The 22,657-nt window shown below is 71.4% G+C and carries 23 protein-coding genes and 2 pseudogenes; 17 read left to right on the top strand and 8 right to left on the bottom strand.

All coding sequences use genetic code 11. The features are described 5' to 3' along the window. Positions 1–32 precede the first annotated feature (32 nt). Positions 33–1,235: an MFS transporter gene (locus AB0F91_RS06830; protein WP_360595457.1), complete on the top strand. Its 1,203-nt coding sequence runs from the start codon at positions 33–35 to the stop codon at positions 1,233–1,235. Positions 1,236–1,434: 199 nt separating this feature from the next. Beyond that, positions 1,435–2,024, top strand: a pseudogene (locus AB0F91_RS06825) (SDR family oxidoreductase). Here the strand turns inward: AB0F91_RS06825 and AB0F91_RS06820 are convergent. Next, a complete protein-coding gene (locus AB0F91_RS06820; protein WP_360595455.1) occupies positions 1,999–2,538 on the bottom strand; it encodes a GNAT family N-acetyltransferase in 540 nt (179 codons plus the stop codon). The pseudogene AB0F91_RS06825 and the gene AB0F91_RS06820 sit on opposite strands and share 26 nt — an antisense overlap. 110 nt (positions 2,539–2,648) lie before the next feature. On the opposite strand from AB0F91_RS06820, the gene AB0F91_RS06815 reads away from it, so the two are divergent. Genes AB0F91_RS06815 through AB0F91_RS06805 form a run of 3 tightly spaced genes read left to right on the top strand, consistent with a single transcriptional unit; the run spans position 2,649 to position 5,482 of the window. Continuing rightward, a complete protein-coding gene (locus tag AB0F91_RS06815; protein WP_360595453.1) occupies positions 2,649–3,290 on the top strand; it encodes a GntR family transcriptional regulator in 642 nt (213 codons plus the stop codon). 15 nt (positions 3,291–3,305) lie between these two features. Beyond that, positions 3,306–4,208 (top strand): isocitrate lyase/PEP mutase family protein, encoded by a 903-nt coding sequence (locus AB0F91_RS06810; RefSeq protein ID WP_360595452.1) that lies wholly within the window; start codon positions 3,306–3,308, stop codon positions 4,206–4,208. After that, positions 4,205–5,482, top strand: coding sequence for an amidohydrolase family protein (locus tag AB0F91_RS06805; RefSeq protein ID WP_360595450.1), 1,278 nt, complete (start codon positions 4,205–4,207; stop codon positions 5,480–5,482). The genes AB0F91_RS06810 and AB0F91_RS06805 overlap by 4 nt, the downstream gene beginning before the upstream one ends. 104 nt (positions 5,483–5,586) lie before the next feature. On the opposite strand, the gene AB0F91_RS06800 is transcribed toward AB0F91_RS06805, so the two are convergent. Continuing rightward, a complete protein-coding gene (locus AB0F91_RS06800; RefSeq protein WP_360595449.1) occupies positions 5,587–7,209 on the bottom strand; it encodes an AMP-binding protein in 1,623 nt (540 codons plus the stop codon). 120 nt (positions 7,210–7,329) lie between these two features. Here AB0F91_RS06800 and AB0F91_RS06795 point away from each other — a divergent pair, with 120 nt between their 5' ends. The 8 genes from AB0F91_RS06795 (at position 7,330) to AB0F91_RS06760 (ending at position 14,364) form a co-directional block, all read left to right on the top strand. Continuing rightward, a complete protein-coding gene (locus tag AB0F91_RS06795; RefSeq protein ID WP_360595447.1) occupies positions 7,330–8,058 on the top strand; it encodes a DsbA family protein in 729 nt (242 codons plus the stop codon). 118 nt (positions 8,059–8,176) lie between these two features. Continuing rightward, entirely contained in the window at positions 8,177–8,755 is a 579-nt protein-coding gene (locus tag AB0F91_RS06790; protein WP_360595446.1) for a TetR/AcrR family transcriptional regulator, read from the top strand. A 143-nt stretch (positions 8,756–8,898) separates the two neighbouring features. Further along, a complete protein-coding gene (locus AB0F91_RS06785) occupies positions 8,899–10,077 on the top strand; it encodes a thiolase family protein (protein ID WP_360595444.1) in 1,179 nt (392 codons plus the stop codon). A 45-nt stretch (positions 10,078–10,122) separates the two neighbouring features. Further along, positions 10,123–10,857, top strand: coding sequence for an SDR family oxidoreductase (locus tag AB0F91_RS06780; protein WP_360595442.1), 735 nt, complete (start codon positions 10,123–10,125; stop codon positions 10,855–10,857). A 16-nt stretch (positions 10,858–10,873) separates the two neighbouring features. Then, positions 10,874–12,031, top strand: a complete 1,158-nt coding sequence (locus AB0F91_RS06775; protein WP_360595440.1) for an acyl-CoA dehydrogenase family protein — start codon at positions 10,874–10,876, stop codon at positions 12,029–12,031. A gap of 67 nt (positions 12,032–12,098) precedes the next feature. Next, the gene (locus tag AB0F91_RS06770; RefSeq protein ID WP_360595438.1) at positions 12,099–12,530 is read left to right on the top strand and encodes a nuclear transport factor 2 family protein; all 432 of its coding nucleotides are present in this window, start codon (positions 12,099–12,101) and stop codon (positions 12,528–12,530) included. A 3-nt stretch (positions 12,531–12,533) separates the two neighbouring features. Then, positions 12,534–13,772 carry a chloride channel protein gene (locus tag AB0F91_RS06765; protein ID WP_360595436.1) on the top strand — a complete coding sequence of 413 codons (1,239 nt, stop codon included), beginning with the start codon at positions 12,534–12,536 and terminating at the stop codon, positions 13,770–13,772. 13 nt (positions 13,773–13,785) lie between these two features. Next, positions 13,786–14,364, top strand: a complete 579-nt coding sequence (locus tag AB0F91_RS06760) for a TetR/AcrR family transcriptional regulator (protein ID WP_360595435.1) — start codon at positions 13,786–13,788, stop codon at positions 14,362–14,364. Here AB0F91_RS06760 and AB0F91_RS06755 read toward each other — a convergent pair. Continuing rightward, positions 14,347–14,847: a DUF2716 domain-containing protein gene (locus AB0F91_RS06755; protein ID WP_360595433.1), complete on the bottom strand. Its 501-nt coding sequence runs from the start codon at positions 14,845–14,847 to the stop codon at positions 14,347–14,349. The genes AB0F91_RS06760 and AB0F91_RS06755 overlap by 18 nt on opposite strands. 47 nt (positions 14,848–14,894) lie before the next feature. Between AB0F91_RS06755 and AB0F91_RS06750 the strand changes: the two genes are divergently transcribed. Together AB0F91_RS06750 and AB0F91_RS06745 are read left to right on the top strand one after the other, a co-directional pair. Beyond that, on the top strand, positions 14,895–15,164 hold the full coding sequence (locus AB0F91_RS06750; protein WP_360595431.1) for a methyltransferase domain-containing protein: 270 nt from the start codon (positions 14,895–14,897) through the stop codon (positions 15,162–15,164). Between the two features lie 9 nt (positions 15,165–15,173). Beyond that, positions 15,174–15,455, top strand: a complete 282-nt coding sequence (locus tag AB0F91_RS06745) for a hypothetical protein (RefSeq protein ID WP_360595430.1) — start codon at positions 15,174–15,176, stop codon at positions 15,453–15,455. Here AB0F91_RS06745 and AB0F91_RS06740 read toward each other — a convergent pair. Further along, positions 15,421–16,641, bottom strand: coding sequence for an MFS transporter (locus tag AB0F91_RS06740; RefSeq protein ID WP_360595429.1), 1,221 nt, complete (start codon positions 16,639–16,641; stop codon positions 15,421–15,423). The genes AB0F91_RS06745 and AB0F91_RS06740 overlap by 35 nt on opposite strands. Before the next feature lie 458 nt (positions 16,642–17,099). Here AB0F91_RS06740 and AB0F91_RS06735 point away from each other — a divergent pair, with 458 nt between their 5' ends. Both AB0F91_RS06735 and AB0F91_RS06730 read left to right on the top strand, forming a co-directional pair. Next, positions 17,100–17,753, top strand: coding sequence for a LysR substrate-binding domain-containing protein (locus tag AB0F91_RS06735; protein WP_360595427.1), 654 nt, complete (start codon positions 17,100–17,102; stop codon positions 17,751–17,753). Between the two features lie 747 nt (positions 17,754–18,500). Then, on the top strand, positions 18,501–19,682 hold the full coding sequence (locus tag AB0F91_RS06730) for a hypothetical protein (RefSeq protein WP_360595426.1): 1,182 nt from the start codon (positions 18,501–18,503) through the stop codon (positions 19,680–19,682). Between the two features lie 4 nt (positions 19,683–19,686). Here AB0F91_RS06730 and AB0F91_RS06725 read toward each other — a convergent pair whose 3' ends face one another. The 4 genes and pseudogenes from AB0F91_RS06725 to AB0F91_RS06710 form a co-directional block, all read right to left on the bottom strand. Next, positions 19,687–20,412 (bottom strand): alpha/beta fold hydrolase, encoded by a 726-nt coding sequence (locus tag AB0F91_RS06725; RefSeq protein WP_360595424.1) that lies wholly within the window; start codon positions 20,410–20,412, stop codon positions 19,687–19,689. A gap of 99 nt (positions 20,413–20,511) precedes the next feature. Further along, positions 20,512–20,976 (bottom strand): helix-turn-helix domain-containing protein, encoded by a 465-nt coding sequence (locus AB0F91_RS06720; protein WP_360595422.1) that lies wholly within the window; start codon positions 20,974–20,976, stop codon positions 20,512–20,514. Beyond that, positions 20,943–21,404 (bottom strand): annotated as a pseudogene (locus AB0F91_RS06715) (hypothetical protein); the annotation flags it as partial. The pseudogene AB0F91_RS06715 and the gene AB0F91_RS06720, both read right to left, overlap by 34 nt. Before the next feature lie 98 nt (positions 21,405–21,502). Beyond that, the gene (locus AB0F91_RS06710) at positions 21,503–22,294 is read right to left on the bottom strand and encodes a serine protease (protein ID WP_360595420.1); all 792 of its coding nucleotides are present in this window, start codon (positions 22,292–22,294) and stop codon (positions 21,503–21,505) included. Positions 22,295–22,657 lie beyond the last annotated feature (363 nt).

Raw genomic sequence — 22,657 nt, 5'->3', positions numbered from 1 at the left:
CGGGGCCGAACGCGCCCGGAGAGGGGGCGGCGGTGGCCGAGGAGGTCGTGGCTGCGCCCCGGCGGGCGGAGTGGGCGCTCGCCGGCGTGGCCACGAGCACGCTGCTCGCCATGAGCGTGTGGTTCTCGGCGTCGTTCGTGGTGCCGCAGCTACGGGACCGGTGGGAGCTGAGCGGCGGGGAGTCGTCGTTGCTGACCGTCGCGGTTCAGCTGGGGTTCGTGGCGGGCGCACTGGGCCTGGCTGCCGGCGGCCTCGCGGACGCGGTGCCCGGCCGGCGGCTGATGTGCGCGGGCGCGGTCGGTGCCGCCGCGGTGAACCTGGTCCTCTTGTGGGCGCCCGGGTTCGGCGTCGCGCTGGTGGCGCGGGCGCTGACCGGCGCGTTGCTCGCCGCCGTGTATCCGCCGGCGCTGAAGGAAGTCGCGTCGTGGTTCCGGCGCGGGCGCGGCACCGCGATGGGCATCATGATCGGCGCGCTCACCCTCGGCTCGGCCGCGCCGCAGCTCGTCAAAGCCGCCGGCGGCCTGGCTTGGCAGACGGTGATCGTGGCGACGTCGGCGCTCACCGCGGCGGGCGGGCTCATCGCGGTGCTGGTGCGGGGGAGCGGGCCGTATCCGTTCCCCCGCACGGTATTCAGCGTGCGCGCCGCGCTCAAGGCAGTGCGCAGCCGTCCGGTGGTGCTGGCCGACTTCGGGTACGTGGGCCACATGTGGGAGCTGTACGCGATGTGGGCGTGGCTCGGCACGTTCCTCGCCGGGCTCGCGCCCTTCGCGTCCACTCCCGACGGACCCCGCCACGCCGCGCTGGCCACCTTCGCGTGCATCGGCGCCGGCGCCGTGGGCTGTCTCGTCGGCGGGCGCATCAGCGACCGCTTCGGCCGCGCGCAGGCCGCGCTCGTGAGCCTGGTGCTCTCCGGCAGTTCGGCCGTCGTGCTGGCCTTCGTGCGCGGCCTGCCGCTGCCCGTGGTGCTGGCCGTCAGCGCGTTCTGGGGCTTCTGGGTCATCGCCGACTCGGCCCAGTTCTCGGCGATGGTCACGGAAAATGCCGACCCGCGCTTCGTCGGCAGTGCCCTGTCACTCCAGCTCGGCCTCGGCTACACCACCACCGCGGTCACGATCTACCTGGTGCCGGTGCTGGCCGAACGCGCCTCCTGGACGGCCGCGCTGCTCGTGCTCGCCCTCGGCCCCGCCGTCGGGATCGGCGCGCTCGTCGCCTACCTCCGCCCGCGGCCCGCTTGACCTGGAGCGCGCACCAGCTCCTAGCGTCGGGGCGATGGCGACGAAAGTGCTCGTGACGGGTGCGACCAGCGGCCTCGGACTTGCCATGGCGACGGCGCTCGCCGGAGCCGGGGCGCGCGTAGCGGTGAGCGGACGGTCGGGGAGAGCGGGCGCGTGAGGTCGCCGCGGGTTGCCAGGGGCGTCCGGGGTTGAGCTGGACGTGCGCGACGAGACGTCGGTGGCGCGCGCCGTCGAGTCGGCGTGGGCCCGGCTCGGCGGGATCGACCTGCTGGTGAACAACGCCGGGCTCGGCATGCGCACGGTCAACCCGCGGTTCATGACCAAGCCGCGCGAGTTCCGGGAAGTCCCGGTCGAGGGCTTCCGCCGGGTGGTGGAGACGAATCTGACGGGCTACTTCCTCGTGGCACGCGAGTCACACCGCGGATGCTGGCCGCGGGTGGCGGCCGGATCGTGAACATCGCGGTGAGCGAGGCGACCATGCGGCGGGCCGGGTTCGTGCCCTACGGCCCTTCGCGCGCGGGCAGCGAGTCGCTGTCGCGGGTGATGGCGGCCGACTTGCGCGGCACCGGCGTTACGGTGAACCTGCTCCTGCCCGGCGGCGCGACCGTCACCGGGATGCTGCCGGACGTGCCCGCCGGCCGGCGCTTCCTGGAGCCGGAGGTGCTGGGGCCGCCCATCGTGTGGCTGGCCTCGCCCGAGGCGGCCGGGGTATACGACGAACGCATCGTCGCCGCCGAGTTCGAGCAGTGGCTGCGCGAGCGCGTCAGGCGCGGAACTGCTCCGGAATGAACGAGAAGACCGCGTACTCGCGGCCCGCATACGTGAAGTCGCCGACGTGGTTCATGCCGAGGTGGGTGTGGACCGCCAACGACTTCTCGTTGGCGCGCTCCACGAACAGCACGCCCGCGGTGTGGTCGGCGAGGTGCTCGGCCACAGCGGCGAGCAGGAGCCGCACCACGCCCCGGCCACGGTGGGCCGGCGCGACCGTGACGGGGCCGTAGAGGAACACGCCCTCGGTCAGGCCCGCGGCACGCGCGACCTCGACGGTGCAGCCGGGCGGGCCGGCGCCGGCCGACTCCGCGGGTGAGGTCAGCGCGACCCCGGCCGGTTCGCCGTCGTCGGTGGCGAGGTAGACGCCGGTGGTGGTCTCGAACAGGGCGAGCTTGTCGGCGTCGAAGCTGCCCTGCACGAAGCCCTGCGCGGCGCGTTCCGCCGGGGGCAGGTCGAGCCCGCGGGCGCCGTCGAGCAGCGCGAGGATCGCCGGGCGGTCGGCGGGCCCGGACTTGCGCACCAAGATCGTCACGACCCCAGCCTAACGAGCGCGCCCAGAGCCACTCGACAGTAGTGTCGCTTGCATTGTTGACAATCCAGGCGACAGGCTCGTACCCTGGGTGGCAGCACGAAGGGACGGCCATGAAGAGCGAAGAGGTCGAGCTGCACCTGCGGGAGCGGCTGTTGCGCGGGGACTTCACGCCGGGCAGCCGGCTGCCGGAGGTGAAGCTGGCCGCCGAGCTCGGCACCACCCGCAACGCCGTCCGGTCGGCTCTGCTGGCGCTCGAGTCGCGCAAGCTGGTGGAGCGGATCCCCAACGTCGGCACGGTCGTGGCGAAGGTCGACTTCGACCGGCTGGAAGAGATCTACGACGTCCTCGAGGTGCTCGAAGGTCTCGCCGCGCGGCTCGCGGCACAGCACGCCGAACCGCGGGACTGGACGGCGCTTCAGGAGCTCTTCGCGCCGAGCCGGCTCGACGACGCCGCCGCGAGCGGTGACCTCGAGACGTTCCTCGCGGCCATCGACTCCTACCGCGACACCGTGATCCGCTTGGCGGACCAGGATTTCCTCGCCGAGACCCTCGCCGGCATCCAGGACCAGGCGCACCTGCTGCGGCGCCGGATCCTGATGACGCCCGGCCGGATGGAGGAGAGCCTCGCCGAGCACCGCGACATCATCGAAGCCCTTGTGCGCGGTGACGCCGGCCGGGCCGAAGAGCTGAAGCGCCACAACATGAAAACCGCCCGAAAGCGGTTGCGCCGCTACCGCGATTTCCTCGTCTGAGGAGAAGGAAGTTCGATGCCGAACACACCGCACGAGCGCAGGAAGGCGTTCAAAGCCCTCCTCGCCGGAACCGGGCCGCTGGTGCTGCCCGGAGCGTACGACGCATTCAGTGCCCGCCTGGTCGAAAAGGCCGGTTACCCCGCGACCTACCTGGGCAGTTTCGCCGCCGCCGCGTCGGCGTTCGGGCTGCCGGACGTCGGGCTCCTGACGCTGAACGAGATCGCCGAGCAGGCGCGCCGCGTCGTGGACGCCGTCGGCATCCCCGTGCTCGCCGACGCGGAGAACGGCTTCTACGACGCCCCGAACATCTGGCGCGCCGTGAAGGTGTTCGAAGACGCGGGGGTTGCCGGCGTGCACATCGAGGACAACCTGGGTGGCAAGCACACGTCGATGCCCGCCGGGCTGCTTTCGGCGGAGCAGATGGCGAACAAGGTGCGCGCGGCGGTCGACGCCCGCACCGACCCCGACTTCCTCGTGATCGCCCGCTCCGACGCGGCGTGGGTCGAGCACGACCTCGAAGGCTGTGTCCGCCGGCTCGAGGCGTACGCCGCGGCCGGTGCGGACCTGGTGTTCGCGCCCGCCATCCCGGCGACCGACCTCGAGCGCGTGCGGGACCGGATCCCGGTGCCGGTCATGGTGCCCGGGGATCTGCTCGACGTGCCGGGTTCGGACGAGCCGTCGAGCACGATCGCGCAGTACGGCGAGGCCGGTGCCGACGTGGTTCTGCTGTGGTACACGGTGATCGGCGCCGCGTCGAAGAACGTCACAGCGGTGCTCGACGCGCTGCGCGAAGGCGAAGACGTGGCCGCGGTGAAGCACCTCGTCACCGAGCAGCACGTGTTCGAAGCCGCCATGGGCTACGACGAGTACGAAAAGCGCAGTGCGCGGTACGCGAGCGGACCGGAGGCGCGGGCGTGAGCGACGAGACCGTCTACACGGGAGCGCGCCTGATCACCGGCGAGCAGGTGCTCGACGACGCGGCGCTGGTCGTTCGCGACGGGGTGATCCGGCAGGTCGGCGCGACGGCGGACATCGGGGCGGAAGGCACCGTGGTTTCCCTGCGCGGCAAGACGGTGATCCCCGCGATCGTCAACCCTCACGGCCACATCGGGTACATGCGCGGCACCACGTCGGACGCGAGCTTCTACTCGCGCGCCAACGTCGTCGACCACCTGCACCGGCTGGCGTACTACGGCGTCAGCACGTTCCAGTCGCTCGGGACCGACCGCGACGACACCGAACTCGCCGTTCGCGACGACCAACGTGCCGGCACGCTCGGCGAGCGTGACGTCGCGCAGCTGTTCACGGCCGGCGCCGGGATCGTCGCGCCGACACCGGGCGACACCAACGGTGGGCCGTTCTTCGCCGCCGACGCCGTGCACGAGGCGACCGGCCCCGACGAGGTGCGCGCGTTCGTGCGCGGGCTGGCCGCGAAGCGGGTCGACGCCGTGAAGTTCTGGCTCGACAGCCGCCACGGCACCAAGGAGAAGCTCGGCCCGGAGATCTACGAGGCCGTGATCGACGAGGCGCACGCCCACGGCCTCACCGTGGCGGCGCACATCTACACGCTCGAAGAGGCGAAGGCCGTCATCCGCGCGGGCGCGGACATCATCGCGCACCTGCCGCGCACGGGCATCGACGACGAGCTCATCAGGCTGCTGAAGGACAACAACGTCGCCGTCTTCACCTCGATGGCCATCCAGCGCCCGCCGGGCGAGGACTGGCTGGACGAGCCCGCGTTCGCGGACATCCTCCCGCGCGACGCCGTGGAAAGCCTGCGCGCGACGATCCGCGAGAAGGCGCCGGAACCGCTGTTCGACACGGGCGAGGCCTACCGCGGCATGGAGCAGACGCTCGTCGCTCTGGCCGACGCGGGCGTGCGGCTGATCTTCTCCGCCGACACAGGCCTGCTCGCGCAGATCATCGGCTTCGCCGAGCACCGTGAGCTGGAGGCGCTGGTGGCGGCCGGGTTGTCGCCGCAGGCGGCGTTGCGGCTGGCCACGGAGGTGTCGGCCGACCTGTTAGGGCTGGCCGACCGCGGTTCGCTCACAGTGGGCAAGCGGGCGGACTTCGTCGTCCTGGACGAGGATCCGCTGCGGGACATCACGGCGACCCGCCGGATCGCCGACGTGTACCTCGAAGGCGTTCGCGTCGACCGGGAAGGGCTGCGCAAGGGCTGGCACAACGCCTGAGCCACGCCGTCCACAGCGGAAGGCCGGTACCCCGACGGGTACCGGCCTTCCGCTGTGGACTGTCTTGTGTGGACGGCGTGGTGCCGGCACGCCGTCCACCGTGGTCAGCCGCCGACCTTGCGGTCGCTGCCCGCCCAATACCGGTCTCGCAGACGGCGTCGCATGATCTTGCCCGAACCGGTCTTCGGCAGCTCGTCGACGAACTCGACGGAGCGCGGCTTCTTGTAGCCGGCCAGGTGTTCCGCACACACGGCGATCACCTCGTCGGCCGTCACGGTGAACCCGCTGCGCACCACCACGATGGCCTTCAGCGCCTCGCCCCACGTCTCATCGGGTACGCCGACCACGGCGACCTCTGCGACCCCAGTGACCGTCGACACGACGTTCTCGATCTCCGTCGGGTAGACGTTGAACCCGCCGGTGACGACCATGTCCTTCTTGCGGTCCACCAGGTACAGGTAACCCTCGTCGTCGAACCGGCCGAGGTCGCCGGTGCCGGCCCAGCCGTCCGGTCGGAGGATCGCGGCCGTCGCGTCGGGCAGGTGCCAGTAGCCCATCATCGTCTGGTCGCCGCGCACGGTGATCTCGCCGATCTCACCGGGGCCGACCTCGGCGCCGGTGTCGTCGACGAGCTTGACCTCCACGAACGGGCTGACCCGGCCCGCCGACGCCAGCCGCGCCGGGATGCCGGCTCCCGGGTCGAACGCGTGGTCGCGCGCCGAGAGGCACGCGATCGGGATCGGTAGCTCGCTCAGCCCGTAGAACTGCACGAACACGTCGCCGAACACCGCGCGGGCGCGGGCGAGCCGGTCGGGCGCGATCGGCGAACCGGCGTACACCACGGTGTGCAGTGAGGAGTAGCCGCCGGGCCGCTGCTCCGCGGCGAGGACGAGCAGGTTGAGCATCGTCGGCACCATCGGGAGGATCGTCACGTGGTGCGATTCGACCAGGTCCAGCACCACCGCGGGGTCGAACTTGGCGCACGTGAGGTGGGTGGCGCCGCGTACGAAATACGCCGGCGCCACGTATCCGCTCAGGTGGCTCAGCGGCGCGACGTGCAGCACGAGATCGTCGTCGGCCACCGGCGGCAGTTCGAGCAGTTCGTTGCGCACCATGGCCGCCCAGGCGGCGTGGCTGAGCGTGGCGCCCTTGGGCAGGCCGGTCGTGCCGCTTGTGTAGAGGATCGCGGCGGGGTCGCCGGCGTCGGGCTTCACCGGTCGCGCGGGTTCGCCCGCGCGCAGTTCGTCCAGCGTCGTGTCGCCCGGTCCGCCGGCGACCGTGACGACGAATCGGAGGTGGGGGAGCTCCGCGCGGATCCCGGCGAGCTGCTCGGCCCACGCGGCGTCGGCGAACACCACGGACGCGGCGCAGTCGTTGAGGATGTGGACGACTTCACGCACGTGCAGGCGAGTGCTGAGCGCGGTGCGCACGAGTCCGCCGGCGAACAGGGCGTGTTCGGATTCGAAGAACTCGAGTCCGTTGGCCACCAGCAGCACGCCACGGTCACCCCGGCGCAAGCCCAGCGCGGTGAGGCCGCCGACGACGCGGTGTACCCGGTCGCCGAGCTCGCGGTAGGTGAGTGCGGTGTCGCCGTCGCGCACGGCGATGCGCGAACCGAACTGGCGGTAGGCCCGCTCGTAGAGCTCCGCGATCGTGACCCGCGCGCAGACCGGCCGGCGCACCAGGCCGTCTTCGCCGGGGGTTGCCGTGGCTGTCCCGTCGAGCATCGTCGCCCAACCTCCTTCGCCGAGTCGGCCGTTGGACCGATCGGTCTGAGCACTTCTCCTGGTTGGCGATTATGCTTGTACCGATCGGTATAAACAAGGGTCGTTGGGTACGCTCACCTCATGAGCGAGCCTGATCTGCACTTCTACTTCGACCCTGTCTGCCCCTTCGCCTGGATGACGAGCAAGTGGGTGCGCACCGTCGCGCGGCTCCAGCGGTACGACGTCGAGTGGCGGTTCATCTCGTTGCGCCTGCTCAACTCGCACATCGACTACGCGGCGCACTTCCCGCCGGAGTACGAGGAGTCGCACACGTCGGGCCTGAAGCTGCTGCGCGTGGCAGCTCGGATCCGCCGGGAACACGGCCCCGAGCCGATCGGCGCGTTCTACGAGAAGCTGGGGCAGGAGACTTTCGAGCAGGACGCCGTCCCCGGCGGCACGGCCGCGGCGGTGCACCGCGGCGTGCGCGACCTCGCGACCACGGCGCTCGACGCCTGCGGCCTTCCGCGCGAGTACGCCGACGCGCTCGAGGACGACACCTGGGACGCCGTGATCCAGGCTGAGACCGATGTGGCCCTGACGTTGACGGGTAAGGATGTCGGCACGCCGATCCTGCATTTCGAGCCGCCGCGCGGCACCGCGTTGTTCGGCCCGGTGATCAGCCGGCTGCCCGGCGACGAGGAGGCGGTCGAGCTGTGGGACCACGTCGTGGCGCTGTCGCGCTTCCCGGGTTTCGCCGAGCTCAAGCGCAGCCTGCGGGAGCAGCCGCAGCTGCCGGCGTTCGGCGTCAGCGCGGACGAAGCCGGCAAGCAGGAGGACTGGCACGGCGGGAGCCGTCGGCAGAAGAAGTGAGGCCCCGGCCGCCCGGCCGTTCGACGTGCGGGGACCTCGCCCTCGAACCGGGGCGGGGTCACCGGCGGATATCCTTGGAACGTTCGGTCCACGAGGGGTGAAGGCGGGCATCGGCGAGATGACGGTGACGGGATTCGAGGCGAACCGCGCGCGCGTGATCGGCATCGCGGCCGAGTTGTTCGCGCGCAACGGCTACCACGGCACCGGGATCGCCGAGCTCGGCACGGCCGCCGGCCTCGGGCGGGGCGCGCTGTACCACTACATCGGCAGCAAAGAGGCCGTGCTCTACTCGATCAGCAAAGAGCAGGTCGACTCCATGAACGCCTATGCCGAGCAGTTGCTCGACGAAGACCTCGGCGCCGAGGAGCTGTTGCGGCGCATGGCCCGCGGGCTGCTGCGCAACATCGCCGAGCACCGCGCGGAATGGGCCGTGTTCTTCCGCGAGTACACCGCGCTGACCGGTGAGTGGCGCGACCACGTGATCACCGCGCGCGAGCGCTACGAGGGCTACTGGCGCCAGGCGCTGGACAACGGCGTGCGCGCCAAGGTGCTGCGCCAGACCCCGCGCCTGCTCGTGAAGGGCATCCTCGGCATGCTCAACTACACCTACCTCTGGTACGAGCCCGACGGCGAGCTGACGCCCGACGAGGTCGCCGACATGTTCCTCGATGCGTTGATCGAGGGCATCCGCGCCTGACCCGAGCGCATTCAGACTGCCTTCGGCCAGCGTTTTCCCGATCGAATTACTGTCACGGGCCTTCGCGTGCCGAAGTTCTTGTACCGACCGGTCCATACAGGTATCGTCACCGGTAATTCCAGCGCCGGAGACCGGGAGGACCCATGACTTCACCACGCGACGCGGTGATCGTCGACGTGCTGCGCACCCCCGTCGGCAAGGGGAAGCCGGGTGGCGCCCTCTCGCACGTCCACCCCGTGCACCTGCTGGCCGACGTCCTCGCCGGGCTCGTCGCGCGCAACGACCTGGACCCCGCGCTCGTCGACGACGTGATCGGCGGCTGCGTGACCAAGGCGGGTGAGCAGGCCGTGAACCCAGCCCGCAGCGCCGTGCTCGCCGCCGGGTTCCCGCGGTCGGTGCCCGCGACGACGGTCGACCGGCAGTGCGGCTCGAGCCAGCAGGCCGTGCACTTCGCCGCCCACGCGATCCAGGCCGGCGCGGCCGACGTCGTGATCGCCTGCGGCGTGGAGTCGATGTCGCGCGTGCCCATGCACTCCGACACCCAGGGCACCGACCACCTCGGCTCGCGCGTGGCCGAACGGTTCCCCGGCGGGCTCGTGGGCCAGGGGATCTCCGCGGAGCTGATCTGCGCGCGGTGGGGGCTGAGCCGTGACGAGCTCGACGCCTTCTCCGTGGAATCCCACCGCCGGGCGGCCGAGTCGCGCTCGCTCTTCGCCGCCGACCTGGTCACGGTCGCGGAGGCACCGGAGGTCACAGTCGACGAGACCGTCCGCCCGTCGACCACAGTGGACGGTCTGGCCAGCCTCCGGCCGTCGTTCGTGGACGAAGTCGCCGCGAGTCGCTTTCCCGAGCTGGGCTGGAAGATCACGCCGGGCAACTCGTCGCCGCTCTCCGACGGCGCGGCCGGCGTCCTGCTGATGAGTGCGGCCAAGGCCGCGGCGCTCGGGCTGACCCCGCGCGCCCGGATCCACACGACGGCCGTGGTCGGCGACGACCCGATCCTCATGCTCATGGGTGTCGTGCCCGCCACGCGCGCGGTGCTCGCGCGGGCCGGGCTGGGCGTCGACGACATCGATCTGTTCGAGGTCAACGAGGCGTTCGCGCCGGTGCCGCTTGCCTGGCAGCACGAGATCAAAGTGGAGCCCGAGCGGCTCAACGTCCACGGGGGAGCGATCGCGCTGGGTCACCCGCTGGGCGCGAGCGGTGCCCGGATCCTGAGCACGCTCGTCGGCGCGCTCGAACACCGCGGCGCCCGGTTTGGGCTGCAGACGATGTGCGAATGGGGCGGCATGGCCAACGCCACGATCGTCGAGCAGCTCTGACGTTCGTCACAATTATCCGTACAGACCGATCGGTACAATCATTCCATGAATGCAGAAGACGCCAGGGTCGCGCTGGTCACCGGCGCCTCGCGGGGGATCGGAGAAGCCATCGCGCGGCACCTGCTCGACCGGGGGCTGAGGGTCGCCGGCACGTACCGCTCCGGCAAGGACCGCGTCGGGAAGCTGGCCGCGGACGCGCCCGGCCGGGTGCTGCCGGTGGCGTTCGACCTCGCCGCGCCCGACACGGCCGAAGCTCTCGTCGCGCAGGTCGCCCGGCACTGGGGCCGGCTCGACTCGCTCGTGCTCAACGCCGCGGTGTGGCAGGGCGGCAAGCTCGCCCGCGTCGACCCCGGCGACTGGTGGCGCGTGATCGAGGAGAACCTGCGCAGCACGGCGGCGCTGGTGCGCGCGGCGATCCCGTGGCTGGCCGAGGGTGTGAACCCCAGTGTCGTGCTCGTCGGGTCGGCCGTCGGAACGGTCGGCTTCCCCGGCGACACCGCGTACGCGAGCGTGAAGGCCGCGGCGGTGGGCTTCGCCCGGTCGCTCGCGAAAGAGCTCGCGCCGCAAGGGGTCCGGGTGAACGTGCTGGCACCCGGGTTCGTCGAGACCGACATGACCGCCGCGATCCCCGCCGGCGCCCGGAAGAAGATCGCCGACGCCACCGTGCTCGGGCGGTTCGGCACCGTCGAGGAGATCGCCCGCGCCGCGGTGTTCCTCGCCGAGGACGCCACGTTCTGCACGGGCGCGGTACTTGCCGCCGACGGCGGCTGGACGCTGTGAAACCAAGGAGGAACCGATGAGCACTGGCCTGCCCGCCGACGACTACCGCAAGCTGCGCGACGCCGTCTTCGCCACGATCTGGGACGAGCTCGACCCGCTGGAGCACCGGATCGAGGACACCGAGAAGATCCCGTACGACGTGGTGCTGCCGGCGCTGCGCGCGTGCGGCGCGTTCGGGCTGATCGTGCCGCGCGAGTACGGCGGCTCCGGCCTGTCGATCGCGCAGTACCTGCCGATCCTCGCCGAGTTCGCCAAGATCCAGGGCGGGATCCGGGCGATCGTGCACGTCCACAACTCGTTCGCCCACGCGCTGTCGGAGATCGGCAACACCGCGCAGAAGAACGAGATCCTGCCGGGCGCGGCGACGGGGGAGAAGTCCCTGGCGTTCGCGCTCACCGAACCCGGCAACGGCACCGGCGCCGACCTGTCCACGGTGGCGCGCCGCGAAGGTGACGAGTACGTGCTGAACGGGCGTAAGTGGCTCATCACCAACTCGGACATCGCGTCGCACTTCCTGGTGTTCGCGAAAACGTCGGAGGTGGACGTATCCGCGCTGATCGTGCCGCGGGACGCGCCGGGGTTCGCCATCGCGCCGCTGCCGGAGACCATGGGCTGCAAGGGGGCCGAGCACGGCGAGCTGACGTTCACCGACGTGCGCGTGCCCGCGGCGGCGCTCGTGGGCGCCGAGGGTGAGGGCGGCAAGCACCTCGAGCGGGCCCTGGAGGTCAGCCGGGTGTTCATCGCGGCGTCTTCGCTCGGCACGGCGACGCGTGCGCTCGAGCTTTCGGTGAAGTACTCGCAGGAACGGGTGACGTTCGGCAAGCCGATCGCGTCGCGGCAGGCGATCCAGCGCTACCTGGCGGAGATGGCGGCCGACGTGTACGCGCTGCGCGGCATGCTGGCCGACGCCGCGGCCAAGTGGGACGCCGGCCGGCGCATCCCGGCCGAGTCGTCGCTGCTGAAGCAGTTCGGGCTGGAGGCCGTCGGGCGCGTCACCGACCGGGCGCTGCTGGTGCACGGCGGCATCGGTTACACGCGCAAGTACCCGATCGAACGGTTGTACCGCGACGCGCGGCTCAACTGGCTGGAGGAGGGTACGCCCACGATCCAGTACCTGGTGGCCGCGCGCGAGCTGCTGGACGGCTACCGGTTCGACGACGCGTTCGCCGGCTAGCCGCGGTGGTGTGGTGCTGCTCGCAAACAGGACCGGTGTGGCCGCCTCGGAGCTATCTTTGACAGCAATGTCAAACATGACTCGGGAGGTCACCGTGCCGAACTCGGCAGAGCTGGTCGAAGCGTTCTGGAACGAGGTCTGGAACGCGCACAACCCGGCCGCGGCCGACGATTTCGTGGTCGAGGACTTCGTGATCACGAACGCGGGCGTGCGCATCGAGGGCCGCGAGAACTTCAAGGCGTGGATCCACGCGTTCCTCGAGCAGGTGCATGATCTGGAGCTGGAGATCGTCGAAACGTTCCAGAACCACGACGGCAGCCGCGTCGCCTCGCGGTGGAACGTGCACGGGCGCAACAACGGCGTGCTCGGGTCCGCACCGGACGGTCGTCCGATCTCCTTCAGCGGCACCGCCGTGTGGGAGGTCGAGGACGGCAAGCTGGTGCGCAACCACGTCGAGCGGGCTTCGTACGAGCTGCACCAGCGCCTGAACGCGGCCTGACGCGTGCGCTCGGGCCCGCTGCTCCTCGCGGCCGCCCTGGCCGGCGTTCTCGCCGGGGTCGCGGCTGTCGCGTTCGGACAGACGGTGGGCGCGCTCCGGTCGCTGGTGGCCGGTGCGACGCCCGCCGTCGTCGTGCTCGCGCCGGTCGTGGGGGCGCTGCTGTGCGTCGCGGTGGTTCGCTTCGTGCCGGACGCCAGCGGTGGCGGGATTCCCCAGGTGCGCCGGGCGTTCGCGGGTTCGTCCCTGCGCGGCCGGGTCGCGGGCGCCAAGGTGCTGGCGTCCGGCGTGATGCTCGGCTCCGGCGGTTCCGGTGGCGCGGAAGGCCCGGTCGTCCACATCTCGGCGGCGCTGGGCTCCGCGTTGGCCCGTACCGTGCGGCTGTCTCCCGCTTCGGTGCGCCCGGTCGCGGCGGCCGCCGTGGCGGGCGGGGTCGCGGCTTCGTTCGGCGCGCCGCTGGCGGGCGTGGTGCTCGTGGCGGAGGTGCTCGTCGAGGGCCTCGGCGGGGTGGAGCTCGTCGCGGTGGCGATCGGCTCGGCCGCCGGCGCGCTGACGGGCTGGGCTCTGCCGGGCGAGCCGTTGCGGCTGCCGGACGTCGCGGTCGGCGGGTCTCCGTTCGGTGGTGTGGTGGCGGGGTTGTTCGGTGTGGTGCTGGCGTGGTCGTTGTACGCCGGCGGGGCCTGGTCCGGGTGGGTTCGCGGGGTGGCCGGCGCGCGGCGGATCGAGGGCGAGAACCGGGTGGTGGCCGGTTCCCCGCGGACTGTCTCCGGCCGGGTTCGTGAGGTCGTGGAGCGGGCCGGTTCGGGCTGGGTCCGCGCTGTTGTCGGCGGGCTGGCCGTCGGGCTGCTCGTGCTCGCGGTGCCCGGTGTCGCCGGCGTCGGGCAGCCCGGGGCCGCGGCGGGCGGAGTGAGTGCGTTGCTGGTGCTGGCGGTGGTGAAGGTCGTTGCGACGGGGGTGACCGTCGGGGCGGGCGGGGTGGTTGGGACAATCGGGCCGGCGTTGTTCGTCGGGGCGACAGTGGGCTCGGCGCTGCCCACGGCGGGCGGCGCGGCGGCGGGAATGGCCGCGTGCCTGGCCGCGGCTTCGAGGGCCCCGGCGACGGCCGTCGTGCTCGCGGTCGAGCTGAGCGGGGTCGACCTGCTGCCGCCGATCCTGCTGGCAGCGGCGCTGGGGTGGCTGGCCGGGCTGCTCACGCGGCACGGCGTTTTCGACGTTCCGGTGCCGACTGGGCCGGCCGGCGGGTAGGGAAAGGGGTTCCATGGCGGGCGTACGCCAGTTCGACGAGCGCGAGGCTCTCTCCCGCGCCCTGGACGTCTTCACCGACCGCGGTTTCCGCGCCACGTCGATGCTCGACCTGGCCACCGGAACCGGCGTGCAGCGCGGCTCCCTGTACCACGCCTACGGCGGCAAGGAAGAAATCTTCCTGCGCGCCTTCGGCGAATACACGGCCGGCTTCCTCGCCGGCGCCTCCGCGGCGCTGGACCGGCCGACGAAACGCGCGGCCCTTCTGTCGTTCTTCGACTACTGCATCCAGACCTTCACCGCCGGCACCCCGGCCCACGGCTGCCTCTCCACCCGCACCGCCATCGAAGCGGCCACGGAGTCGCCCCGCGCGGAGTCCGCCGTGCGCGCCCTGCTGGACGAGCTGGAAACCCTGGTGTACGCGAAACTGTCCACTCTGGACGACGGCGTCGAGTCCCCCGTGAACCTCCACGGCGCCGCCCGGCTCGTCGTGAGCACCACGCGCGGTCTCGCGGTGATGGAGCGGGTGCGCTACGAGCCGGACGCGCTGCGGGAGATCGCGGAAACCTTGGTGACGTCACTGTTCGGTCGGTGAGGCCTGGTTCACGGTCTGCCCGTCGCGGCGGAGCAGGGGGCCGAGAATCCCGCGGTTCAGCTCGGTGGCCGCCTGCGCGGCGGTCTCGCCGAAGAAACACAGGCGCTCCTCGTGGTGGTTGCCGAGGATGCCGAACGACAGGTCTTTCGAGACGAAGATCAGGTAGTCCCCGTTGGGGTAGCGGGTGTACTCCCAGCCGTCGAGATCCGTGATGTCCGTGACGCGGTGCGGCCGGTACTGGGCCGACTGGTGCACCGAGTCGTGCCAGAACACCGAGTCCCAGTATTCGGTGCAGGCGCGCAGGACGTCGCACACGAGTTGCGCGACCGGTCGCCTCGGCGCCGAGCCGAGCGCCCGGCACACCGATGGTGCCGGCTCCCTGATCGCCGGCCAGGAGCCGGCCTTGCCACTTCCGCAACAAACCTTGCCGGTAAACCGCCCCCGGGCACGGTGGGGTCGGGCGGACAGGCGAAGGCGAGGCACATGAACACGCAGTCCTGGGACGACATGTACCGCGGTCGCGCGCGCAGGTGTTCAGCGGGGAGCCCAACGGGGTGCTCGTGGCGGAGGCCGCGGAGCTGCCGCCAGGGGAGGCGCTGGACGTCGGGTGCGGGGAGGGGGTCGACGCGGTGTGGCCGGCCCGCCGGGGGTGGCGGGTGACGGCGGTGGACGTCGCGGAAACGGCGTTGCGGCGGGGTGCGGCGGCGGGGGCGGACGTCGCCGGGCGGGTGGCGTGGACGCGGGCCAATCTGAGCACCGCCGGGTTGGCGGCCGGGGTGTTCGATCTCGTGTCCGTGTAGTCCTTCCCGTTGCCGTACCAGCCGGGGCACGAGGCGCTGCACCGGTTGCCGGCGTCGGTCGCGCCCGGGGGCACGCTGCTCGTCGCCGGGCACGATCCCGGCGACGAGGGCGCGGACTACACCGGCTACTACCGGCCCGACGAGGTCGCGCGGGTCCTCGGCGACGGGTGGACGATCCGGGTCCACGAGTGCCGGCTCCGAACCAGGCCGGGGCCGGAGGGCACTCACCACACCCGCGACGTCGTCCTGCGCGCGGTCAGCTCCGGCGGGGAGCCAGCAGCAACGCGGTGAACGTGATCGCGCACGCCACCACGATGTACAGCGCGATCACCCACGACCCGCCGAACCCCGCGAACAACGCGGCCGCGATGAACGGTGCCGGGCCGCTCGTGATCAAGCCGCCGACCTGGTACGCGACCGAAACGCCCGTGTAGCGGTGTTCCGCGCCGAAGAGCTCGGCGAGAAAACCCGCCATGGCGCTGTAGGTGGTGGCGTGGCCGAGGGTCGCGAGCAGGAACATCGCCAGCAGCACCGCGGCCGGCGCGCCCGTGTCGAGGAGCCAGAAGAAGGGGAACGCCACGGCGGCCGAGTACGCCGCGCCACCGAGGAGGACCTTCCGGCGGCCGACGCGGTCGGCGAGGATGGCGACCAGGGGCACGGCCGCGATGTCCATCAGTGAAGCCACGATGAGGCACGTCAGCACCGTCGGGCGCGACACGCCGGCTTCGTTCGGGCCGTAGGACAGCACGAAAACGCTCGCGATGTAGAACGGGATGTTCGTGCCCGCCTGTGCGAAAACGCCGACGAGCACGGCGCGCAGGGATCGTCGCAGGGTGTCCCTCAACGGGAACGTGGGCACGTCCGCGCGCACGAACTCCGGAGACTCCTCGAGCCGCGAGCGCACGTACAGCCCCACGAGGATGAGCACCGCGCTGGCCAGGAACGGCAGCCGCCAGCCCCAGCTCAGCAGCTGGTCCTTCGGCAGCTGCTGCACCGCGAGGAACGCCGACGCCGAAAGCACGAGACCCGCGGGAACCCCGGCCTGCGGCCAGCTGCCGTAGAACGCGCGCCGGTGCGGCGGGGCGTGCTCGACGGCCATCAGCACCGCACCGCCCCACTCGCCGCCGACGGCGAAACCCTGCAGCAGCCGCACGAGCACCAGCAGGACCGGTGCCGCGACGCCGATCTGGCCGTACGTCGGCAGCAGCCCGATCGCGACCGTGCCGCCGCCCATCAGCAGCAGAGACAGGAACAGCATCCGCTTGCGGCCGATCCGATCGCCGAAGTGGCCGAACACGATGCCGCCGAGCGGGCGCGCCACGAAGGCGACCCCGAACGTCGCGAAGGCCGCCAGGGTGCCGGCCAGCGGGTTGAGGGTGGGGAAGAACTGGGCGTTGAAGACGAGCGTGGCCGCCGAGCCGAAGAGGAAGAAGTCGTACCATTCGATGGCGGTGCCGACGAAACTTGCGAATGCCACGCGCGCGGGTCTGACCCGCGTCGCCTGCTGCTGCTCGACAACCACAACTACCTCCAACGTCATCGGGGGAGACGGCACGCGAACGGCGCGCCGGTGGTGCCGCCACCAGTCCTGGGACCAGCGGCGGACGGGCACGGGCCGGCGATCTTCAGGCCCGTGACCTGGGATGTTCCGCGGAACTATAGTCGTACCGACCGATCGGTACAAGACCTTGAATGCGGTGAGGCGAAGCTCCTGCCCGCCCGGCGCGGCCTGCTGTCCGCGCCGCGAGTAGCACGACGGTGGTTCCTCGCGTTCGCCCGGAACGAGCAGAGGGTGCGCGGCGGCGTCAACGTGACGACGGTGCAGCGCAGCGTCCGCGCGCTGGAGCGCAAGGTCGGGGTCGACCTCATCGAGCGGCACGGGCGCCGCGTCCGGCTGCGCGACGCCGGCCGGGTGTCGCACGCGAGGCGAGTCCGGTGCTGCGCACCCGCGCCGACGCGATCGTCACCATACGCGCCGCTTCGGGCGACCCGCGGCGGGTGCTGCGGATCGCGCACACGTTCTCCCGCCGGCTCGGCTCCGTGCCTGAGGTGCTGGCCGGTCTCCTCGACCGCCACCCCGACCTGCGGTTCCCCTGCCACCAGAGCTCCGCGACGGACGCGGTCATCCCTGCGCGGCGCCGCGGCGCTCGGCTCCGCCGCCGCGGCCGACCCCAGCGTGGTGGTGCTGCCGCCGTTCACGGAGCCCTGCTGCTCGCCGTGCCGACCGGAGATCCGCTGACCGGGCACAAAACGGTGCACCTGCGCGAAGCGAAGGACCGTTCGTTCGTCGCCACGACGCCCGGCGCGTGCAGCCGCGCGCACCTGATCGGCGCGTGGCCCGTGGCGGGGTTCGTGCCGCGCGTGACGGTGCCGGGTAGCAACCCCTTCGTCGTCGAGTCGATGGTCGGGCTCGGCGTTTCCGCGGCGCCGGGCCGGATGGCCGATCACGACCACCCGCACGTCGTGCGGAACCCGATCGCCGACGAGGGGTGCCACCGCACGATTTTCCCGGCCCACCGCAAAAAATCGGCCATTGCGCTGATGGTGCGGGCACTCACGAGCGTCGCAGTGGCGCGGGGAAGCGGCTGACCGTTGGATTTTCGCGACGGACCGGCGGGTGGTTGTCGTTGTTCGCGCCGGAGCAACGGGGTCACTGCGGCGGAGGACCCGTTGTCGGGTCGGCGGGGTTTGTTTGGGTTGATGCGGCCGGTGGGTGAGTTCTGAGCTGCGTGGTGCGAATCGGTGCGGGGTGGTGGGCGTTCGCTGCGAGGGCTGCTGCGGCTGCCGTTGCGAGTGTTGGAGTGGCTTTGCTGGGTCTGGCGGGTTCGTTGTGGCGGAGGACCCGTTGTGAAGGTCGGCGGGGGGTGTTGGCGTTGATACGGTGGATGGGTGAACCCCGAGCTGCGCGGTGCCGATCGATACGGGGTGATTCGGGCCCGCCGCGGCTGCAAGTGTGGCAGTGGCTCCGAGGTGAAGAGACGACGTCACCGTCGGTGAAAATCGGTGGTCGGCACCGCGGCGACGCAGGCCTTCGGGGCGGCTGCGGCACAAGGGCGCGCGGTGGCGCGTCGTCAGGTGCGCCGCGGCCATCGTGGTCGGGGCAGCGCACCAGCGCCGCAGCCCTCGAAGATCCGGCCGCGCGGTGTCCGCGTACCGAGGCGGCCCGCAGATGAGTACCGAGTGGACAGTGGGCAACCGGCGGGTGTACCCCTGACTCGCTGTGACAGGGATCGGCATCAGGGGGATTGCGCAACCCCGGCGCCCACCCCTAGCGTGGCCGCGAGCGTAGCTTCGACTTCTGGGGGTCTCATGTCGGTGCGTCGTCGTGTTCTGGTTGTGTCGCGGGCGGTTGTCGCCGCCGCGGTGCTCGTCGGGGGAGCGGTGGTGGCGTCGCCGCCGGCGTCCGCCGCGACCGCGCCCACCAACCTGCCCACGAGCCAGTACACCCTGAGCGCGGACTACCACCAGTTCGACGCCGTGAACACCGCCCTGGTCTCGACCTTGGGCACCGCGGCCGTGCACACGGTGATGGACAACGCGAACCACGACCGCACGGCGCTGCCGTCTTCGGTGTCGGTCGCCGGGCTGGCCGACGGGTTCCGCTTCGACAGCGCGGACAACTCCGACTGCGCCAACTACCCGCAGGGCATCACCACCAGCCGCGACGCCGTGGGTACCGCCAACAGCGGCAATTACGACGGCCACCAGCTCGTGCTCGTCAGCTGGTACACCAAGGACGGCTGCGACGGCGACCAGGCGCGCAGCCGTATCACGCTCGTCGACTGGGACGCGACCTACCCGAACAAGTACCGCAAGATCCTTCTCGTCGAGCCGACCGGCACCGCCGCGGCGCCGGACTTCAAGGACATCCCGATCCACGCCGGCGGCGTTTCCTGGTACGGCGACTACCTCTACGTCGCCGACACCGGGCACGGCATGCGCGTGTTCGACCTGCGCAAGATCCTCAAGACCGACACCGGCGGCACGGCCGGGCAGATCGGGCACCAGACCGGCAGCGTGTACTACGCCCACAACTACGCCTACGTGCTGCCGCAGGTCGGCACGATCACGTCGAAGACCACGTCGGGCACCAACCTCGCGTGGTCGTCGATCTCACTCGACCGCGTGAGCAAGTCGATCGTGATGGCGGAGTACACCTGCCAGTCCGGTTGCACCGCGTACCCGAACCGCGCGCCGCGCGCGATCCGGTTCCCGTTCGCCGCGGGCGCGACGACGTTCGCGGCCACGACCACGGCGAGCGAGGCCCTGCAGCTGCCCTGGTACAACCTCAACGGCGTTGCCTCGCACAACAACCGCTGGTGGTTCAACTCCTCGGGCCAGAAGAAGCTCTACTACTGGACCCCGGCGACCGGCCCGGCGACGCACACGTGGATCTCCAGTGGTGAAAGCCTGTCGTACTGGGAAGACGCGACGAACGCGGATCTACTGTGGACGCTCCAGGAAGGCGTGGGCAACCGCAACGTGTTCGCGGTGACGCAGGCGACGTACGGCGCCTGACCCGTCAGTCGCGGGCGGCTTCCTCGATCGCGGTGGCGAGCCGGTCCGGTGCGGTGAACATGACCTCGTGGCTGCCGCGCAGCTGTACGAGGCGGTACAGCCCGAGTCGGCCCGACATCCGCGGGTGCCAGCCCCATTCGCCCGGCGGCAGGGCGGTGTCCTCGGTGGCGTTGATGTAGCTCTTGGGGAGGTCGCTCGCGTAGAAGCGCGTGAGGTCGAGCTTGTCCAGGAACGGCTGGTACGGCTCAGTGGACAGCTCTTTGTGCGTCGACGCGGCAAGCTCGGCGTCGGCGTCCTGGATGAACGCCTCGCGCCACAGCGGGAAGGGCATCGCGACGGAGTTGTCGTCGCTGGCGGCGGCGGCCTGCGCGAACATCTCGCGGTAGTGCGGCGGGAGCTCGTCGTTGAGGCTGTTGCCCGGCGCAGGGACGAAGGCGTTCCAGAAGATCAGCCGCTTGAGCCGCTCGGGGATCTCCTCGGCGACGCGGGCGATCACCGTGCCGCCGAAGCTGTGGCCGAGCAGGACGACGTCGTGCAGGTCGGCGGCGGTGATGGCGTCGACGATCGACTGCGTGCAGTCGTCGTGGTCGACGTTCTTGGGCACGCCGTTGCCGTGGCCCGCGACGGTCGGGGTGTGTACTTCGTGGCCGTGGTCGCGCAGGTGCTTCGCGACCGGTTCCCAGAGCGGGCCGTCGTGCCAGGAACCGTGGACGAGGACGAGAGTGGCCATGGTGTCTTCCCTTCGCCGGCGTGTGCGGTGGCGGGGAAGGTAGCCCGGGCGCCCGGCCGGGGCTGTCCGGAATCCGCGGCCTGGCCGGAACGCGCGGACTCAGGCCCGGTGCAGGTCTTCGGACGGGGCGGTGCCGAACATCCGGCGGTAGTCGGCGGCGAAGCGCCCGAGGTTCCCGAAGCCCCAGCGTGTCGCGACTTCGGCCACGGACTTTCCGGCGCCGGCCAGCAGTTCCGCGTGCACGCGTTCGAGACGGACCTGCCGCAGCCGGTTTGTGGGGGACGTGCCGAGCTGCTCGCGGAAATGGTCCTGCAGGGTGCGTGGTGCGACGTCGGCCGCGGCGGCGATGTCGAGCAGGCCGACGTCGGCACCGGCGTGGGCGTCGATGTACTCGCAGGCCCGGCGGACGACGTCGGCGGCGTTGCTTTGCCGGCGGGGGTGGGCCCGCCGAACGAGTCGAGCGCCGCTGCGGCCACGAGCTGCGCCACCGACGTGCCGAACGGTGCTTTCAGCAGGCCGTGGGGAAGGACCTCGCGGACGACGAACCGGGTGACAGCGTCCCATGGCCCGGGGTCGAGCGCCGGGCCGGTGCGGATGTCGGCGGCCCGGCGCGACGCGGCCGCCGCGCGGGCGAGCAGGTTGCCGGGGAGCTTCACGGTGAGGAGCCGGCAGCCGGGGCCGAAGGTGAGGGCGTGGGCGGACCGCGCATCGAGGGCGACGGTCTGCCCAGTGGTGACACGGGTGTCGTTGCCGACCGTGAGCTCGCCGGCGAGCGGCCGGGAGAAGAGCACGAAGTCCCCGAACGGCACGGGATCGACCTGCACGGGATCTCCGCCGTAGGAGAGGGAGAAGACGCCTAGCTCGTCGCCGGACGCTTCGGCGTGGCGGGCGTGGAAGGCCGGCCCGCGCGGCGTGAGGTCGTGCGGGCAGTAGGAGCCCGCCACCTGGGCGCGGGCCAGGTCGGCGTCGCGGGTGTCCAGCCGGACGGTCATGCCCTGCATCGCGCCTCCTCCACCCGGCCGCCGCGTCGGATGGACGGACACGCTACCCCGCCGGCGGGCTGGTGCGCAGCCCGCCGGCGAGGCGGTGGTCAGCCGAGGTGGGAGCTGATGACCTGGTAGTCGTTGCCCACGTTGGAGTACACGCCGGGGAACCCTTCGCGCGCGCAGCCCTGGCCCCAGGACACGATGCCGGCCAGCTTGCCGTCGACGTAGGCCGGGCCGCCGGAGTCGCCCTGGCACGAGTCCTTGCCGCCTTCCGGCACGCCCGCGCAGAACATCGACGCCTTGTCGAAGTTGTCCCCGATCTTCTCGTACGCCTCGGCGCACGCGGTGTTGTCGGCCACCGGCACGGTGACCTTCAGCAGCCCGTCCGAGACGTCGCCGTTCTCCGACGTGGTGCCCCAGCCGACCACGGTGACGTCGGTGCCGGTCCGGTAGGCCGCGTCGTCGGCCGACTGCACCAGCGTGGCGGGCTTGAAGGAGAGGTCCTTGTCCAGCGTCAGCACGGAGTCGTCGTGCTGCATGCCCCGCATGGTGAACTCGGGGTTCTGCCAGACGTCCGTGACGCCCGCCTTCTCGCCCGTGGTGTCGGAGAAATTGGTCTGCCCGCCGATGATCTCCATCTGGGCGGGTTTCACGCCGTCGGTGCAGTGCGCCGCTGTGAGCACCTTGTTCGGTGCCACCAGGCTGCCCGCGCAGTGCTGCGTGCCGTCCACGTTGAAGATCACCGTGGCGGGGAACTCGTCGATCGTGGTGGGCGTCCCGCCCACGATCAGCGGCTCCTGCCCGGCGGACGCCGAGGGCGCCCCCGCCGCGGCCACCACGCCCGCGGTCACCACGCCGGCCAGCGCGGCCACCACGCGCCTCACGTCTGCCCTCATTCGCCATCTCCCTTCGGGACCTGCAGGATCTCGTCCCTGAGCAGACCAGACAGCCTGGGCGCAGGTTAGCTACGAAAGTAGTGAACTGAAAACCGTCCAAGATGGTTGGTTTTTGTCTGACTCTTGCGAATTGCCTTCCGAGCGGCGCCGGCGAACGGAAGCGGAAGCAGGAAGCCCGAAGGAGGCAGGGGAGTGGCCGTCACCCCGTGCGTGCCGGGAGTGTCAACTCAGGACGGTCCCGAACGGCGCGCGCGAGGGGTCCTTTCGGGGCGTCCGCCCCGGGTGCTCGGATGTCCGTACTCAAGATCAACTCATGCCCAACCGGACGCTGGAAGACCGTGACGGCGTCGCCCTCCTGACCAC

Origin of the sequence: Amycolatopsis sp. NPDC023774 (assembly GCF_040639695.1) — a bacterium.
In the GTDB taxonomy this organism is placed as follows: domain Bacteria; phylum Actinomycetota; class Actinomycetes; order Mycobacteriales; family Pseudonocardiaceae; genus Amycolatopsis.
The sequence above is the reverse complement of the archived record's forward strand: the minus strand, read 5'-3'. Positions and strand labels throughout refer to the sequence as shown.